Genomic DNA, 13,827 nt, shown 5'->3' with positions numbered 1-13,827 from the left:
AGCGTTCCGTTCACTTCAGATTCAAAATCCTGAACGGCTTTATCTGTTTCAATTTCTGCAAGAATATCTCCCTCTTTTACAGCATCACCAACTTTTTTGTGCCATTTGGCAACTTTACCATCGGTCATAGTGTCGGAAAGACGGGGCATTGTAATAACTTCAGCCATAATTTTTAGTTTGAAAATGTCTGAACTTGAAGATTTGAAAATGCTTCAAATTCTGAACATTTAATTTTTAAATATTTTGAACAATTCAATTTTCAAAATTTCAAATTGAATTATTATCAAATTGTGTTTAGTTTTCTAATTTGTCGATGAAAGGATAATTTTCCTCAGCATAAACATATTCGTAGATTTTTTCTTGAGTTGGGAACGGAGACTGCTCCATGAATTCCACACATTCTTCAACAAACTCTCTGGATTTTTCGTCGATTGCGTTCAATTCGTCTTCAGAAGCCCACTTATTTTCTAGAATTCTTTCTTTCAGAAGTTCAATAGGGTCGTCTTTTTTGTGCATTGCCACCTCCTCTTTGGTTCTGTAAGGTTCTGCATCCGACATAGAGTGACCTCTGTAACGGTACGTTCTTGCTTCAATAAAAGTTGGTCCGTCTCCTCTTCTTGCTCTCTCAATAGCTTCGAAGGCAACTTCCGCCACTTTTTCAGGATCCATTGCATCTACTGCAAGACAAGGCATTTCATAACCCAAACCTAATTTATAGATATCTTCGTGGTTTGCCGTTCTTTTTACAGAAGTTCCCATCGCATACTGATTGTTTTCCACAACGAAAACCACCGGAAGTTTCCAGTTCATCGCCATGTTAAACGTTTCGTGAAGCGAACCTTGACGCGCTGCTCCGTCTCCGAAGAAACAGATGTTCACCGCTTTTCTGTCGTAATATTTATCCGCAAAAGCAATACCTGCACCCAAAGGAATTTGTCCACCAACAATACCGTGACCTCCGTAAAACCTGTGCTCTTTACTGAAAATGTGCATAGAACCACCCATTCCGCCTGAAGTTCCCGTAGCTTTACCGCAAAGTTCTGCCATAATTCTTTTCGGGTCAACTCCCATTGCCATTGGATGAATGTGGCATCTGTACGCCGTAATCATGCTGTCTTTAGACAGGTCCATTGCATGTGTAAAACCGGCAGGAATAGCTTCCTGTCCGTTATATAAATGTAAAAAACCTCTGATTTTCTGTTTTAGATAAAGGGAGCGGCATTTGTCTTCAAACCTTCTCCACATCGTCATATCCTCATACCATTTTAGGTATACTTCTTTTGAAAATTCCTTCATAAATCATTTTGAAATATTCAGCAAAAATAGTAAAAAAGTTTAATTTTATTATCAGCATAACAGCATTATTTTCGTTTTACACCTTATTTAAAAATAGGTTATTTTTGAAGCATAAATAATATGATGAATAACCAACTTTCTCCTCTATTGATTTCAGTTTCCAAAGTAATTTCCAATTTCTTTAATCCATTAACGTCGCTGCTGATTTTTTTTATTTACTACAGCAGTAAAAATTATGGTTTTGAAGAAGCAATTCGCCGATTTCTACCTATTCTCTTCATTACCATCATCCCTATTTCTGGTTGGATTTTTTGGAATGTAAAAACCGGAAAGTACAGCAATATGGACGTTTCCAACCGAAATCAAAGAAAAAGTCTTTATATATTTATAGGAATTTCGATGGCTGTATATCTTTTGTACGATTTTTTCACGAAAGGAAAGCTTGATTTGGTGATGTTTTTCCTCTTGGTTTTACTTCTCGTGATGCAGCTTTCCAATTATTTTATCAAAAGTTCGATGCATACTGCTTTCAACTTTTTTGTGGCAGCATTATTTTTCAGGGAGAATGAAATGTTGGGACTTCTTTGGATAGGAATTTCTGTTTTGGTAGGATCTACAAGGATTATTTTGAAAAGACATACGCCAAAAGAAGTAATGATGGGCGCAACGCTCGCGATTTTGGTTTCTTTTATTTATCTTTATACCTCAATCCAAATTCAGCATTAATCGTATGAAAATAAATCATTTAACAACGGCAGAAGAAAATCTGATGCATATTTTGTGGAAACTGAACACCGCTTATATGAAAGAAGTGATGGAGCAGCTTCCCGAACCAAAACCGCATCAGAACACCGTTTCAACCTTCATGAAAATATTGGTAGAAAAAGCCTTTCTGTCCACAAAAAAAGAAGGTAGAATTTTTAAATACACCGTTGCCGTTCCTTTTGAAGAATACCGAAAATTGGCTTTGAAAAATTTCATCGAAAATTATTTTAACAATTCGGCAAACGATTTAGTGCAGGTTTTGAAGGATGAAAAACTGATTAATTCTGAAGAAACCACAGCTGAAAAACCTGAAAAATCAACCTCTAAAAAATCCGAAAATCCAATCATCGATTATATTGAAGAACTAACGTCCGATAAGAGAAAGAAGAAGGACAAGAAGAAAAAGGGCAAAAAGAAAAAGTAATTACATCCGTAAAACCAAAGCAAAATGATTGAAAAATTCAAACAAATTTTCGGTAAAACCGATGATGTTTTCCGGAAATATCCAATGGTGCTTTTGATGGCTTTTTTGGCCGCAGTTGCGCTAATTTGTTTTGCAGAAAGAGATTGGGACCAATACGATTACAACTTTCCCTTTGTAAAATTCGCTTTGGTTTCGTGCATCGGAATTTCACTGATGTTCGCTTTGAAAATGCTTTCGGAAAGAATTGGAAAAGAACTGATTCTACAGATTCTTGGCATAAATTTTTTGATATTTTTTTATTGGCTGCTTCCCGAACGCGAACGGGATTTTACAGAAAAATATGCATTTCTGATTATTCCTGTAATTATCATGTCGCATCTTTTGGTTTCTTTTGCACCATTTTTGGGCAAAAACCGGGAACTGAATTTCTGGCAGTACAACAAAAATCTGTTTATTAATTTCTTCTTAACCGCTGTTTTTACCGGAGTTTTAACCGGTGGAGTTGAACTCGCGATTTTAGCGGTTGATAAACTTTTTGATTTTAAATTTGAAGACAAACTATACGCAGAAACGTTCTACTTTTTCGCGATTTTCGGAAGCTGTTTTATCTTCTTACTCTTCAATGAGAAAGGGTTGAAATATTTGGAAAATGATGGTGAATATCCTGTCATTCTGAAGTTTTTCACACAGTATGTTTTGATTCCGCTTTTGCTGATTTACGCAGTAATTCTGTATTTCTATTCCGCAAAAATTTTAATCAATTGGGAACTTCCGAGAGGTTGGGTTTCTTACCTCGTTCTCGCCTATTCTGTTGTTGGAATTCTGGCTTTGCTGCTCGTTCATCCATTAAAAGAAGATTCTACAAAATCATGGGTAAAAGTATTCTCGAAAATATTTTATTATACGCTGCTTCCATTAATCGTTTTGCTTTTCACGGCGATTTTTACAAGAATTTTGGAATATGGATATACTGAACCGAGATATTACGTTCTGCTTCTTGCCTTGTGGTTGACTTCCGTTGTACTCTATTTTATTTTTGCCAAGAAACCAACAATTAAATTTGTTCCCATCAGTTTGTTTGCATTTGGATTATTTGCACTGGTGTTCCCTTATTTTAATGCTTTTTCTGCTTCTAAAAAAAGTCAAAAAAGTGAACTTCAAAAAGTTCTCATTCAAAATAATTTACTTGAAAAAGGAACCATCAATTTTGATAAAAAAGTTTCAGATACTGTTGTAGATGAAGTCGTTAGTAAATTCGATTTTCTTGAAAAACGAAATGAAAAAGAATTTCTTCTTCAGTTTTTAAAAGCTGAAGACCAAAAAATTTTAGCAGACACGCAGAAAAAAATCAATTATTACAGTATTAGTGATGATTTGCGGGCAAAATTCAAAAAGATTGAATACACGAAAGTTAATGCTGAAAAAGAAAGACTGGAAATTTATACTTCACAAAAATTCACCAATGTTGAAGGTTATCAATATGTAGGAAAAGTCAACAGTTTTTATCACGATGAAGGAACATTCATTGGAACCGACAATTTCAAAATGACCAACACCTATTGGAAAGACAAAAAAATCGAGCTGAAACTCAACAACAAGGAAACCTGGAATCTCGGCGAAGTTTTTGAGCAAAAATTGAATCAATATAAAGGAAGAGCCGGAAGAATTCACGTTGATGAAATTTCTGCGGAGAAAGATTTAGGAAATTACCATATCAAAATAATGCTAGAAAATTTAGTTCGTGAAAAAACAAATAACGAAAACATTTATTTCAATGATGGTTTTCTTCTGATTCGGAAAAAATAAAGCGGCTAAAAAGCCGCTTTTATTGTAAGTTAAATTAATCTTACCATCTTCCTGAAGAACCGTTACCACCGAATCTTCTGTTATTATCGAAGCTTCTTCTTGGTTTTTCTTCTCTAGGTTTAGCCTCAGCAACGTTTAAAGTTTTGCCGTCCAAATCTTGTCCGTTCAAAGCTTCAACAGCAGCTTTTCCTTCCTCGTCACTCATTTCAACGAAACCGAATCCACGGCTTCTACCAGTTTCACGGTCAGTAATAATCTTTGCAGAAGATACTTCCCCAAATTGAGAGAACAAATCTAATAACGATTGTTCTTTCGTCCCATAATTAATGTTTGATACAAAAATGTTCATCATTCGATGTTTAAAAAAGTTAAAAAAAATGCAGTTTGACTTTATATAAGAAAAACAACAAATGACGAACACATATTGATTTCGGCTATAAAATCTGTTGCAAGATACAATAATTAAATCAACCACAGATTATATTTTAAGCAATATGATTTATCAATATTTCTACCAGTTCGTAAAATTCTAAATTTCAGCACATTAAATATTTTAGGGTAAGCTTTCGAAAGTCTTCATCAATTCACAGAAAATCGCTATTTTTGCACATTATAAATTTTGAAGCAAGATTATGGTAAAAATCACTCTTCCGGACGGAAGCATCAAAGAATTTGAAAGTGCAGTTTCTGCGCTTGATGTTGCAAAATCAATTAGCGAAGGTTTGGCTAGAAATACCATTTCCGCACTTGTGGACGGAAAACAGGTAGAAATCACCACGCCAATAACGCAAGATGCAACGGTTCAGCTTCTGACGTGGAATGATGATTTGGGAAAAAAAGCATTTTGGCATTCTTCCGCCCACCTTTTAGCGCAGGCAATTTTGGAGTTTTATCCGAACGCAAAACTCACGATTGGTCCTGCAATTCAAAGCGGTTTCTATTATGATGTAGATTTCGGTGGCGAAGCTTTAAGTGAAAGAGAATTCGAAAAAATCGAAAAGAAAATGCTGGAGAACGCGAAAAAAGATTCAACTTTTAATCTTTACGCTGTTTCCAAAGCAGATGCTTTAAAAGAATACGCAGACAATCCTTACAAAATTGAATTAATTTCGAATCTTGAAGACGGAGAAATTACATTCTGTACCCATGATAACTTCACAGACCTTTGTCGTGGTGGGCATATTCCGTCCACAGGAATTGTAAAAGCGGTAAAAATCTTAAACGCAGCCGGAGCTTACTGGAGAGGAAACGAAAACAATCCTCAGCTGACAAGAGTTTACGGTATTTCTTTCCCTAAACAGAAAGATTTAACGGAATATCTTGAAAGACTTGAAGAAGCAAAACGTCGCGACCACAGAAAATTAGGAAGAGAACTGGGAATTTTTGCTTTCTCTGAAAAAGTTGGAGCCGGACTTCCTTTGTGGTTACCTAAAGGAACTGCATTGAGAAAAAAACTGGAAAATTTCCTTTCTGAAGCGCAGAAAAAAGCGGGTTACGAATTCGTAATGACACCTCATATCGGAAATGTTGAGTTGTACAAAACTTCTGGACACTTCCAAAAATATGGTGCAGATTCATTTCAAGTCATCAAAACTCCGAATGAAGGTGAAGAATTTATGCTGAAACCAATGAACTGTCCGCATCACTGCGAAATTTATAAAGTTGGACAATGGTCTTACCGAGATTTGCCCAAAAGATATGCAGAATTCGGAACAGTTTACAGATATGAACAGTCCGGAGAATTGCACGGTTTAACGAGAGTTCGTGGATTTACTCAGGATGATGCGCATTTGTTCTGTACGCCGGACCAATTATTAAAGGAATTTGAAGGCGTTATCGATTTGGTAATGTATGTTTTCAACTCGCTTGGTTTCTCGGATTTCGTGACGCAGGTTTCTCTTCGTGACCAAGAAAATCGCGAAAAATATATTGGTTCTGATGAGAACTGGGAAAAAGCGGAAAACGCAATTATTCAGGCTGCAGCCAACAAAGGTTTGAAAACCGTTGTTGAATATGGTGAAGCTGCATTCTACGGACCGAAACTTGATTTCATGGTGAAAGACGCTTTGGGAAGAAGTTGGCAATTAGGAACCATTCAGGTAGATTACAATTTGCCGGAAAGATTCGATTTGTGGTATGTTGGGAACGATAACGAAAAACACAGACCGGTAATGATTCACAGAGCACCTTTCGGTTCTATGGAACGTTTCATCGCTATTTTGCTGGAAAATACTGCCGGAGATTTCCCTTTATGGTTAAGTCCGGAACAGTTTATCATTCTTCCAATAAGTGAAAAATATGTGGATTATGCAAAAAAAGTTTCACAATTGCTGGAAAATCACGAAATTAGCGGCTTGATTGATGACCGAAATGAAAAAACCGGTAAGAAAATCAGAGATGCGGAATTGAAGAAAATTCCTTTCATGTTGGTCGTAGGAGAAAATGAAGAAAACGAAGGGACCGTTTCTGTAAGAAGACGTGGCGAAGGAGATTTAGGAGCGATGAGTGTTGAAAACTTCATCAACTATTTCAAAAAAGCTGCAGACACCGGATTTGAATTCGGTAAATAAAAACCACAAAATAAACAAAAGATTTTAGTTGAATAACTTAAGAACTAAAATCAGAAAATTTTTAAAAATCAAAGATTTTTATAGGCAGAAAGCAGATTGCCGAAAGCCGAAAGCAAGTATAATTTAAAATTTAATACAATAGCACAGAGATTTAACAACAGAGGCCCAAGACGTCCGATACAGAAAGAGGACGCACATCAGATCAACGAAAAAATCCGCGCGAAGGAAGTTCGTTTGGTGGGCGATAACGTGGAAGCAGGAGTTTATCCGGTAGCAAAAGCTTTACAGATTGCAAAAGACCAGGAACTAGACTTGGTGGTAATTTCCGACAAAGCTGAACCTTATATTGCAAGAATTCTTGATTACAAGAAATTCCTTTACGAGCAAAAGAAAAAGCAAAAGGAACTGAAAGCAAAACAGGTAAAAGTGGTGGTAAAGGAAATCCGTTTCGGACCGCAAACCGATGACCACGATTACGATTTCAAGAAGAAACATGCTGAAAAATTCCTAGAAGAAGGTTCTAAACTGAAAACGTATGTATTCTTCAAGGGACGTTCTATCATTTTTAAAGATCAGGGAGAAATTTTGCTTCTTAAATTAGCTCAGGAACTGGAGCACGTTGGTAAAGTAGACCAACTTCCAAAGCTTGAAGGGAAAAGAATGATTATGATGATGAGCCCGAAAAAACCGGCTAAATAATTTATGGTCAATAGTGAATTCGCTTCGCTTGTAAACAGTAAATTTGCTCAATAATATAAAGAGATTTCTCAGGAAGTCTCTTTTCACGATTTTATGCAGATAATTGCAGAATTTTTCTTAATTTTGCACACTCAAAATATTGATAACAAATAACAAAAAAGCAAAACAATGCCAAAATTAAAAACGAAATCAGGTGCTAAAAAGCGTTTTGCTCTTACCGGAACCGGAAAGATCAAAAGAAAAAATGCTTACAAAAGCCACATCTTGACGAAAAAAGAAACTAAGCAAAAGAGAAATCTTACGCAAACTTCTTACGTTGCTACTGTGGACGAGAAAAGCGTTTTGCGTCAATTAGCAATTAAGTAGTTTTTATAAATCTATATTCGGTTTATAAGAATTCAAAAAATTCAGAAATTTTAACCCTGAATTGGAGCCCAAAAGAGTGTTGAAACATGCACCGCACAATTCAAAAAAAACAATTTAAATTATGCCAAGATCAGTAAATGCAGTAGCTTCTAGAGCTCGCAGAAAAAAAGTTATGAAGCAGGCTAAAGGTTTTTTCGGTAGAAGAAAAAACGTTTGGACGGTTGCTAAAAACGCGGTAGAAAAAGCAATGCAATATGCTTACCGTGGAAGAAAAGAGAAGAAAAGAAATTTCCGTGCTCTTTGGATCACGCGTATTAACGCAGGTGCAAGACAAGAAGGTATGTCTTACTCTCAGTTTATGGGAGCTCTTAAGAAAAACAACATTGAGCTTAACAGAAAAGTTTTAGCAGATTTAGCAATGAATCACCCTGAAGCTTTCAAAGCAGTTGTAGATCAAGTAAAATAAATAATTTTTTGTTATCAATACAGAATCCCGGACTTAGGTTCGGGATTTTTTTTATCTCCGAGTGGAAAAATTATTGCAAACACGCATTAACTCTATAAAAACAAGTGAAATTTCTTAAAAGAATATGATATTTCTAAACGATTGTTTACGATAATTAATTATTATTGTTTTCATAAAAAAATTGAAAACTAATAACCATGAAAAAAATCGCTCTCCTTTCTGCAATTGCACTTAGTTCTTTATTTTCTGCACAAATGGTTCAGGCTTATAAAGACCGCGCGGATATTGTAAGCCAAACCAACCTTCAGACTTATAATGCTGATTTAGCTGCAACTGGAGTCAGATATCTTGGAAACTCTATTAACAGTACTTATCTTGCTAATAACAATAATGCATTGACCTACATTAACCAAAAACTACTTAACTTTGGTTACACAAGCTCTCAAATACAGCTTCATAATGCAGGCTCTACTTCAACACCATATTATAATTTAATTGTTACTAAAACAGGAACTGTTTATCCTGATACTTATGTAATAATTGGAGCTCATTTTGACAGTGTTGCAGCCGGTGTTGGTGCAAATGAGATAAAGACAAAAATCAGATTAATACTTCCAAAATCAGCAATGGTGTTTATTATCTAATATTAAAAACATCAAAGCAATCCATCATGGAAACGGTCATCATCAAACATTAAAAATAAAGAACCTGAGCATTTGCTCAGGTTTTTTTATAGATTTTTATAAACTCTCATCAGTTCTTCTGCAATATTTTCGTCGCTGAATTTCTGGACAAAATCAAAACTTTTTTCGCGGCGTCTTTTTCGTTCTGATTTATTTTCCCAAAGATGAAGAACTTTTGAACGGATATCTTCGACAGATAAAGGATTGACGTAGGTGGAATTTTTTCCGCCGGCTTCAGGAAGACAGCTGACATTACTTGTAATAACGGGAGTTCCCGAAAATAAAGCTTCAATCACTGGGATTCCAAAACCTTCAAATAAACTTGGATAAATAAAAATATCGGCCAGTCTGTAAATCGCAGCCAGTTCATTCATATTGACATTTTCGAGAAACTGAACTTCTACTCCGTTTTTTCGGATTTCTTTTTCAATTTTCTGAAAATATTTCTTCTGCTTTTTCCCAACAACAACCAACGGAATCTTCGTGTCTTTCAGTGCTTTTATCACATTCAGAAGATTTTTTCTTTCTTCGATCGTTCCGACATTTAAAATAAATCTTTCCGGAAGATTATATTTTTCTTTGGTTTGATTTAAAAATTCAGGGAAAATAAATTCTTTAAAAGCCTGATGACAACCTTGATAAACGACTTTGATTTTACTTTCGGGAACTTTTAAATACTGAATGATATCGCGTTTAGTCTGTTCCGAAATGGCAATAATTACATCTGAATTGTTCGCCGCTTTTTTAAATTTCCAGAAATGAATTTTTCTGTCGAACCATGAGTAATACTCAGGAAATCTTTCAAAAATTAAATCGTGAATTGTCACGATTTTCTTAATCGGTTTTTCTTTCCATTTTAAAGGTAATTCACCGGAAAGTCCATGAAAAATATCTGCATTGATGTTTTGAGCGTCCTTCCCCATTTTAAACTGTCGCGCAAATTTTCCGGACGAAGTTTTAACAAAGGAAACATTGGGAAAATTCAGAATTGCTTTTCCTCTTTCGGAAGTATTTTTATTGAGGAGAAAGTATTGATTTTCTGGGTAAAACGTCGCCAAAATTCTTACCAAATCACGGGAATAGTTCCCCAATCCGGAAGCATTGTTGAAAAATCTTTTGGCGTCGTAGGCAATCTTCATTAATCTTCAGAAGGTTTAATGATGTCCTGAGAAAGCTGCTTTTTCTTCCAGTGTTCAGATTTTTTACCATAAAGGAAAATTCTGCCCAATTTGTATTTAAAGCGAAGGTGACCTTCGAAATCGGTTCCTAAAAAACGATGAGGGGTTTCCGGATTTTCTGCCAAAACTTCATTTACAGCATCGGTATAAACTGTTGGTCCGGTTGTTCTGTGAACGTCATGCGGAAATCGGTGCGATTGGATGTTCTCCAAAGCTTTTTCCAAAGTACGCTGCAAAAAGGGATGATTTTTATTCGAAATTAATCCCCACTGACAGTAAAATCCCGGATTTCCTTCGTTGGTGACAATAAATTCGTCGTCCGGTTTTATAAATTCATCCAAAGGCGTTTTGTCGTAACTGTCGATATCCAAATACAATCCACCATATTTGTACAGCACTGCATAACGGAAAAAGTCGGCTTTAGCAGCACCAATGGTCAAACTTTTATAGGCTTTAAGATATTCCTGCGGGAATTCTTTTTCAAAAAATTCCAGGATTTTTGCATCATCATAGAAATGATACCTCCATCCCGGATTTTTCTTTTTCATTCTGGAAATATAAAACCTCGTAATCCACGGTAAATCCACCGTTTTAAAGGTTTGAAATATATTTTTTGGAATCACTTTACTCTAATTCAATGGTGAATAGTGAATTTTTAAACTGCAACGTTATTGTCTCTCAAAGCATCGTTAAGAGAGGTTTTCTTGTCGGTAGATTCTTTTCTTTGTCCGATAATCAAAGCGCAAGGAACCTGAAATTCGCCCGCAGGAAATTTCTTCGTATAACTTCCCGGAATCACCACAGAACGAGCCGGAACTCTTCCTTTAATTTCTACTGGAGTTTCGCCCGTAACGTCAATAATTTTTGTAGAACCTGTTAAAACTACGTTTGCTCCTAAAACTGCTTCTTTTTCCACATGCACGCCTTCTACAACGATACATCTTGAACCAACAAAAACATTGTCTTCAATAATTACCGGCGCAGCTTGCAAAGGTTCCAAAACACCACCAATTCCAACGCCACCACTCAAATGCACATCCTTTCCAATTTGTGCGCAGCTTCCAACTGTAGCCCAAGTATCTACCATAGTACCGGAATCTACGTAAGCTCCAATATTCACATAAGAAGGCATCATAATGACACCAGGTGCAACGTAAGCTCCTTCTCTCGCGATAGCGTGAGGAACTACTCTTACGCCTTTTTCAGCATAATTTTTCTTCAAAGGAATTTTATCATGAAACTCGAAAGGTCCTACTTCAATGGTTTCCATTTTTTGGATTGGGAAATACATTACCACCGCTTTCTTCACCCACTCATTTACTTTCCAGCCATTTTCAGTAGGTTCAGCAACTCGAAGTACGCCTAAATCTAATTGTTTTACGACTTCGCGAATTGCTGTTTGGCTGTCTTCGTTCTGAAGTAAATCTCTGTTATCCCAAATATTCTCGATAGTTTGCTGTAAACTCATGATTTTTTTAATGTTTATAGTTGTAGCGCAAAAATAAGGATTGAAACCCGTAAACAAAAGTTAAACTGCCAATTTTGAAAAAATCGTTGGTTCTTTTTTCAGTTCGACCTTTATTTCAGGATTAATGTGCTTTAATTCCGTAATAAATTCATCACGATTTACCGGAGAAATAATGACAGAATCTGCTTTTCCGTAATTGATGTACAAACGGTCCAAAGAAGCTGCCGGAGAACTTAAAGGATTATTGGTTTCAACTACGCTTTTGATTTCTGAAATAGGAATTTTAGTTTTAAGAAAGAAAGCATTTTTCACTGTTAAAGTTTCCCTTTCAATTTCGTATTTAATGGCGCTAAAAATATAGACAAAGAACAAAACAAAGGGAATTAGGACATACAGCGCTTTGATGTCTTTCGCCCCATAGAAACAGAAAATCAATACACCTGCAAGAAATATAATAAGTTCCAAACCGATTTTTGTACGAAATGTTTTCTTCATCACCTTTTTTGATTTCTAACAAATTTAATGATAAAAAAGCGAAACATCCGCTTTTACGGGCGGATGTTTCTAGGTTTCATAATTTTAAATATAGTTCCCAAAGGAAATTTTCTTAAAGAACGCGGCGTGCAAATAAATACGCTTTGTTCCAATATTTTTCATTCAATGACGAAATAATGACGCCTTTTGAGGTGGATGCATGGATGAATTTTACTTCGCCGTCGTTTCCTATATCGTGCACAATTCCTACATGAGAAACCTTTGTACCTCCAGAAGTGGCGAAGAAAATTAAATCACCAGGTTTGGTATTTTTTATTTCAATTTTTTCACCGGTGTTGGCTTGGTCGGCCGAACGTCTCGGTAGTTCCAGATTATTTTCACTAAAGACTTTTCCTGTAAAACCCGAACAGTCGAAACCGGAAGAAGTCGTTCCCGCATATTTGTAAGGTGCACCCAAATATTTTTCGGCATCCTTCAAAATATCGTTCACTACAAAAGAATTTCTGCCAGAAAAATTGGATTCCAAAGATTTCACATCTGCGGTTTTCGCAACAGTTTTCGTAGGAACTTCTCTTTTCACAACGACATTTCGTGAACTTCCACACGAAACCAAAACCGCAGCAACCATTGTCGATAACAAATACTTTTTCATCAGTTTACTTTTCTTGTTTTTATTTAAATGCTTTGTTGATGGTCTCTAACAACGTAATAATACACAAAATATTACATGCATAAATACAATACTACAAATATAATAAAATTATACTATAACTATACTATAATATTTTATTTATTTTGAAAAATTAATTATATCTTTGTTTTCTATTTCGAAAAACCATTATGGCAAAATATCAGAGCATCGTAAAAATTTCTGGCGCGTTGGACAATTATGTGTTCTACGAACTGAACGGTGTACAGGTTATGCGTAAGAAAAGTGGTTTCAGTAAAGAAGCATACAACTCCAACCCGAAATATCAGAAAGTAAGGGAAAACAGCAATGAATTTGGTCACAGTTCGAAAAGCGGAAAAGCTATTCGTGAAGCGCTTGCAGAATTTTTAAAGGAAAGTGGCGACAAATATCTTTACCAAAAATTTGCAAAGCTGATGACGAAAATAAAGGATTTGGACACCGCTTCCGGACGTGGAAAAAGGAAAGTTCATGTCGGGATGCAACAATCCGGAGCGCATAAAATACTGCGTGATTTTGTATTTGGTGAGATTGAAAATATGAACGGTGTTGCCGAAAAAAGCATTAATCTTATGGACAACTCTGTTTCCTTAACCAAAACTACTACTGCTGACCAATTCATCATCATCACTTTAAAACCCAATTTCGAAAATTATATGATACAAAAACACGAAGACTCCTCTCCTATTGCTACCGGACAGAAACTTTTTGTGTTTGATAAATATTTCGATGACTCCGACGAACTGCTGCATTTTGCAGTGCTCAAAAAAAATGACAAAATCCTGAATATGGGTTTTGTTTAAATACCAAGACAACCGTAAACCACCTGATAAAGGTGGTTTTTTTTTTCCAAATTAATCTTTTAAAATTTTGATTATCCGTTTTTAATCATAACCCTGTAATGTTAGCAATAATAAGCCTTT

At 35.7% G+C, this 13,827-nt stretch carries 18 protein-coding genes; 10 read left to right on the top strand and 8 right to left on the bottom strand.

What is annotated here, in order from left to right; translation table 11 throughout:
* Window positions 1-167 (bottom strand): biotin/lipoyl-containing protein (locus Q0252_RS02370; RefSeq protein ID WP_297983309.1); only part of this gene is annotated, 167 nt, incomplete at its 3' end.
* A gap of 127 nt (window positions 168-294) precedes the next feature.
* Window positions 295-1,296 (bottom strand): pyruvate dehydrogenase (acetyl-transferring) E1 component subunit alpha, encoded by a 1,002-nt coding sequence (gene pdhA, locus Q0252_RS02365; protein WP_297983304.1) that lies wholly within the window; start codon window positions 1,294-1,296, stop codon window positions 295-297.
* Window positions 1,297-1,416: 120 nt separating this feature from the next.
* Between pdhA and Q0252_RS02360 the strand changes: the two genes are divergently transcribed.
* From Q0252_RS02360 to Q0252_RS02350, 3 genes are read left to right on the top strand one after another with little or no spacing between them, the layout of a single operon-like run.
* The gene (locus Q0252_RS02360; protein WP_297983302.1) at window positions 1,417-2,022 is read left to right on the top strand and encodes a phosphatase PAP2 family protein; all 606 of its coding nucleotides are present in this window, start codon (window positions 1,417-1,419) and stop codon (window positions 2,020-2,022) included.
* A gap of 4 nt (window positions 2,023-2,026) precedes the next feature.
* On the top strand, window positions 2,027-2,485 hold the full coding sequence (locus Q0252_RS02355) for a BlaI/MecI/CopY family transcriptional regulator (RefSeq protein WP_297983301.1): 459 nt from the start codon (window positions 2,027-2,029) through the stop codon (window positions 2,483-2,485).
* 24 nt (window positions 2,486-2,509) lie between these two features.
* Window positions 2,510-4,291 (top strand): DUF4153 domain-containing protein, encoded by a 1,782-nt coding sequence (locus Q0252_RS02350; protein ID WP_297983299.1) that lies wholly within the window; start codon window positions 2,510-2,512, stop codon window positions 4,289-4,291.
* A 40-nt stretch (window positions 4,292-4,331) separates the two neighbouring features.
* Here Q0252_RS02350 and Q0252_RS02345 read toward each other — a convergent pair whose 3' ends face one another.
* The gene (locus tag Q0252_RS02345; RefSeq protein WP_297983295.1) at window positions 4,332-4,643 is read right to left on the bottom strand and encodes an RNA-binding protein; all 312 of its coding nucleotides are present in this window, start codon (window positions 4,641-4,643) and stop codon (window positions 4,332-4,334) included.
* Between the two features lie 280 nt (window positions 4,644-4,923).
* Here Q0252_RS02345 and thrS point away from each other — a divergent pair, with 280 nt between their 5' ends.
* The 6 genes from thrS (at window position 4,924) to Q0252_RS12270 (ending at window position 9,089) form a co-directional block, all read left to right on the top strand.
* Window positions 4,924-6,861, top strand: coding sequence for a threonine--tRNA ligase (gene thrS / locus Q0252_RS02340; RefSeq protein WP_297983292.1), 1,938 nt, complete (start codon window positions 4,924-4,926; stop codon window positions 6,859-6,861).
* 177 nt (window positions 6,862-7,038) lie between these two features.
* Window positions 7,039-7,560 carry a translation initiation factor IF-3 gene (gene infC / locus Q0252_RS02335; RefSeq protein WP_297983308.1) on the top strand — a complete coding sequence of 174 codons (522 nt, stop codon included), beginning with the start codon at window positions 7,039-7,041 and terminating at the stop codon, window positions 7,558-7,560.
* Window positions 7,561-7,728: 168 nt separating this feature from the next.
* Entirely contained in the window at window positions 7,729-7,926 is a 198-nt protein-coding gene (gene rpmI / locus Q0252_RS02330) for a 50S ribosomal protein L35 (protein WP_069799163.1), read from the top strand.
* A gap of 121 nt (window positions 7,927-8,047) precedes the next feature.
* Entirely contained in the window at window positions 8,048-8,392 is a 345-nt protein-coding gene (rplT, locus tag Q0252_RS02325; RefSeq protein WP_297983286.1) for a 50S ribosomal protein L20, read from the top strand.
* 197 nt (window positions 8,393-8,589) lie between these two features.
* Window positions 8,590-9,036 (top strand): hypothetical protein, encoded by a 447-nt coding sequence (locus Q0252_RS02320; RefSeq protein WP_297983283.1) that lies wholly within the window; start codon window positions 8,590-8,592, stop codon window positions 9,034-9,036.
* The gene (locus tag Q0252_RS12270; RefSeq protein WP_367174807.1) at window positions 8,997-9,089 is read left to right on the top strand and encodes a hypothetical protein; all 93 of its coding nucleotides are present in this window, start codon (window positions 8,997-8,999) and stop codon (window positions 9,087-9,089) included. Before Q0252_RS02320 ends, Q0252_RS12270 begins: the two co-directional genes overlap by 40 nt.
* Before the next feature lie 33 nt (window positions 9,090-9,122).
* On the opposite strand, the gene Q0252_RS02315 is transcribed toward Q0252_RS12270, so the two are convergent.
* The 5 genes from Q0252_RS02315 to Q0252_RS02295 form a co-directional block, all read right to left on the bottom strand.
* Complete coding sequence (locus Q0252_RS02315) at window positions 9,123-10,214, bottom strand: glycosyltransferase family 1 protein (protein WP_297983280.1); 1,092 nt, start codon at window positions 10,212-10,214, stop codon at window positions 9,123-9,125.
* Window positions 10,214-10,840 carry a glycosyltransferase family 32 protein gene (locus tag Q0252_RS02310; protein WP_297983306.1) on the bottom strand — a complete coding sequence of 209 codons (627 nt, stop codon included), beginning with the start codon at window positions 10,838-10,840 and terminating at the stop codon, window positions 10,214-10,216. Before Q0252_RS02310 ends, Q0252_RS02315 begins: the two co-directional genes overlap by 1 nt.
* 68 nt (window positions 10,841-10,908) lie before the next feature.
* Entirely contained in the window at window positions 10,909-11,721 is an 813-nt protein-coding gene (locus Q0252_RS02305) for a 2,3,4,5-tetrahydropyridine-2,6-dicarboxylate N-succinyltransferase (protein WP_297983278.1), read from the bottom strand.
* A gap of 60 nt (window positions 11,722-11,781) precedes the next feature.
* On the bottom strand, window positions 11,782-12,216 hold the full coding sequence (locus Q0252_RS02300) for a PH domain-containing protein (protein ID WP_297983275.1): 435 nt from the start codon (window positions 12,214-12,216) through the stop codon (window positions 11,782-11,784).
* Window positions 12,217-12,328: 112 nt separating this feature from the next.
* On the bottom strand, window positions 12,329-12,868 hold the full coding sequence (locus tag Q0252_RS02295) for a C40 family peptidase (protein WP_297983272.1): 540 nt from the start codon (window positions 12,866-12,868) through the stop codon (window positions 12,329-12,331).
* 188 nt (window positions 12,869-13,056) lie between these two features.
* Between Q0252_RS02295 and Q0252_RS02290 the strand changes: the two genes are divergently transcribed.
* Entirely contained in the window at window positions 13,057-13,707 is a 651-nt protein-coding gene (locus Q0252_RS02290; protein ID WP_297983270.1) for a hypothetical protein, read from the top strand.
* Window positions 13,708-13,827 lie beyond the last annotated feature (120 nt).

Origin of the sequence: uncultured Chryseobacterium sp., assembly GCF_936933875.1 — a bacterium.
GTDB lineage: Bacteria > Bacteroidota > Bacteroidia > Flavobacteriales > Weeksellaceae > CAKZIK01.
Note: the sequence above shows the minus strand (reverse complement) of the source record. Positions and strands in the feature narration are given on the sequence as shown.

Excerpts from the sequence above, each read along its gene's own strand:
- thrS (WP_297983292.1), top strand. The coding sequence starts at position 4,924 with ATGGTAAAAATCACTCTTCCGGACGGAAGCATCAAAGAATTTGAAAGT.
- Q0252_RS02305 (WP_297983278.1), bottom strand. The coding sequence starts at position 11,721 with ATGAGTTTACAGCAAACTATCGAGAATATTTGGGATAACAGAGATTTA.
- rpmI (WP_069799163.1), top strand. The coding sequence starts at position 7,729 with ATGCCAAAATTAAAAACGAAATCAGGTGCTAAAAAGCGTTTTGCTCTT.
- Q0252_RS02350 (WP_297983299.1), top strand. The coding sequence starts at position 2,510 with ATGATTGAAAAATTCAAACAAATTTTCGGTAAAACCGATGATGTTTTC.
- Q0252_RS02355 (WP_297983301.1), top strand. The coding sequence starts at position 2,027 with ATGAAAATAAATCATTTAACAACGGCAGAAGAAAATCTGATGCATATT.
- Q0252_RS02290 (WP_297983270.1), top strand. The coding sequence starts at position 13,057 with ATGGCAAAATATCAGAGCATCGTAAAAATTTCTGGCGCGTTGGACAAT.
- rplT (WP_297983286.1), top strand. The coding sequence starts at position 8,048 with ATGCCAAGATCAGTAAATGCAGTAGCTTCTAGAGCTCGCAGAAAAAAA.
- pdhA (WP_297983304.1), bottom strand. The coding sequence starts at position 1,296 with ATGAAGGAATTTTCAAAAGAAGTATACCTAAAATGGTATGAGGATATG.
- Q0252_RS02345 (WP_297983295.1), bottom strand. The coding sequence starts at position 4,643 with ATGATGAACATTTTTGTATCAAACATTAATTATGGGACGAAAGAACAA.
- Q0252_RS02320 (WP_297983283.1), top strand. The coding sequence starts at position 8,590 with ATGAAAAAAATCGCTCTCCTTTCTGCAATTGCACTTAGTTCTTTATTT.
- Q0252_RS02295 (WP_297983272.1), bottom strand. The coding sequence starts at position 12,868 with ATGAAAAAGTATTTGTTATCGACAATGGTTGCTGCGGTTTTGGTTTCG.
- Q0252_RS02360 (WP_297983302.1), top strand. The coding sequence starts at position 1,417 with ATGATGAATAACCAACTTTCTCCTCTATTGATTTCAGTTTCCAAAGTA.
- Q0252_RS02300 (WP_297983275.1), bottom strand. The coding sequence starts at position 12,216 with ATGAAGAAAACATTTCGTACAAAAATCGGTTTGGAACTTATTATATTT.
- Q0252_RS02315 (WP_297983280.1), bottom strand. The coding sequence starts at position 10,214 with ATGAAGATTGCCTACGACGCCAAAAGATTTTTCAACAATGCTTCCGGA.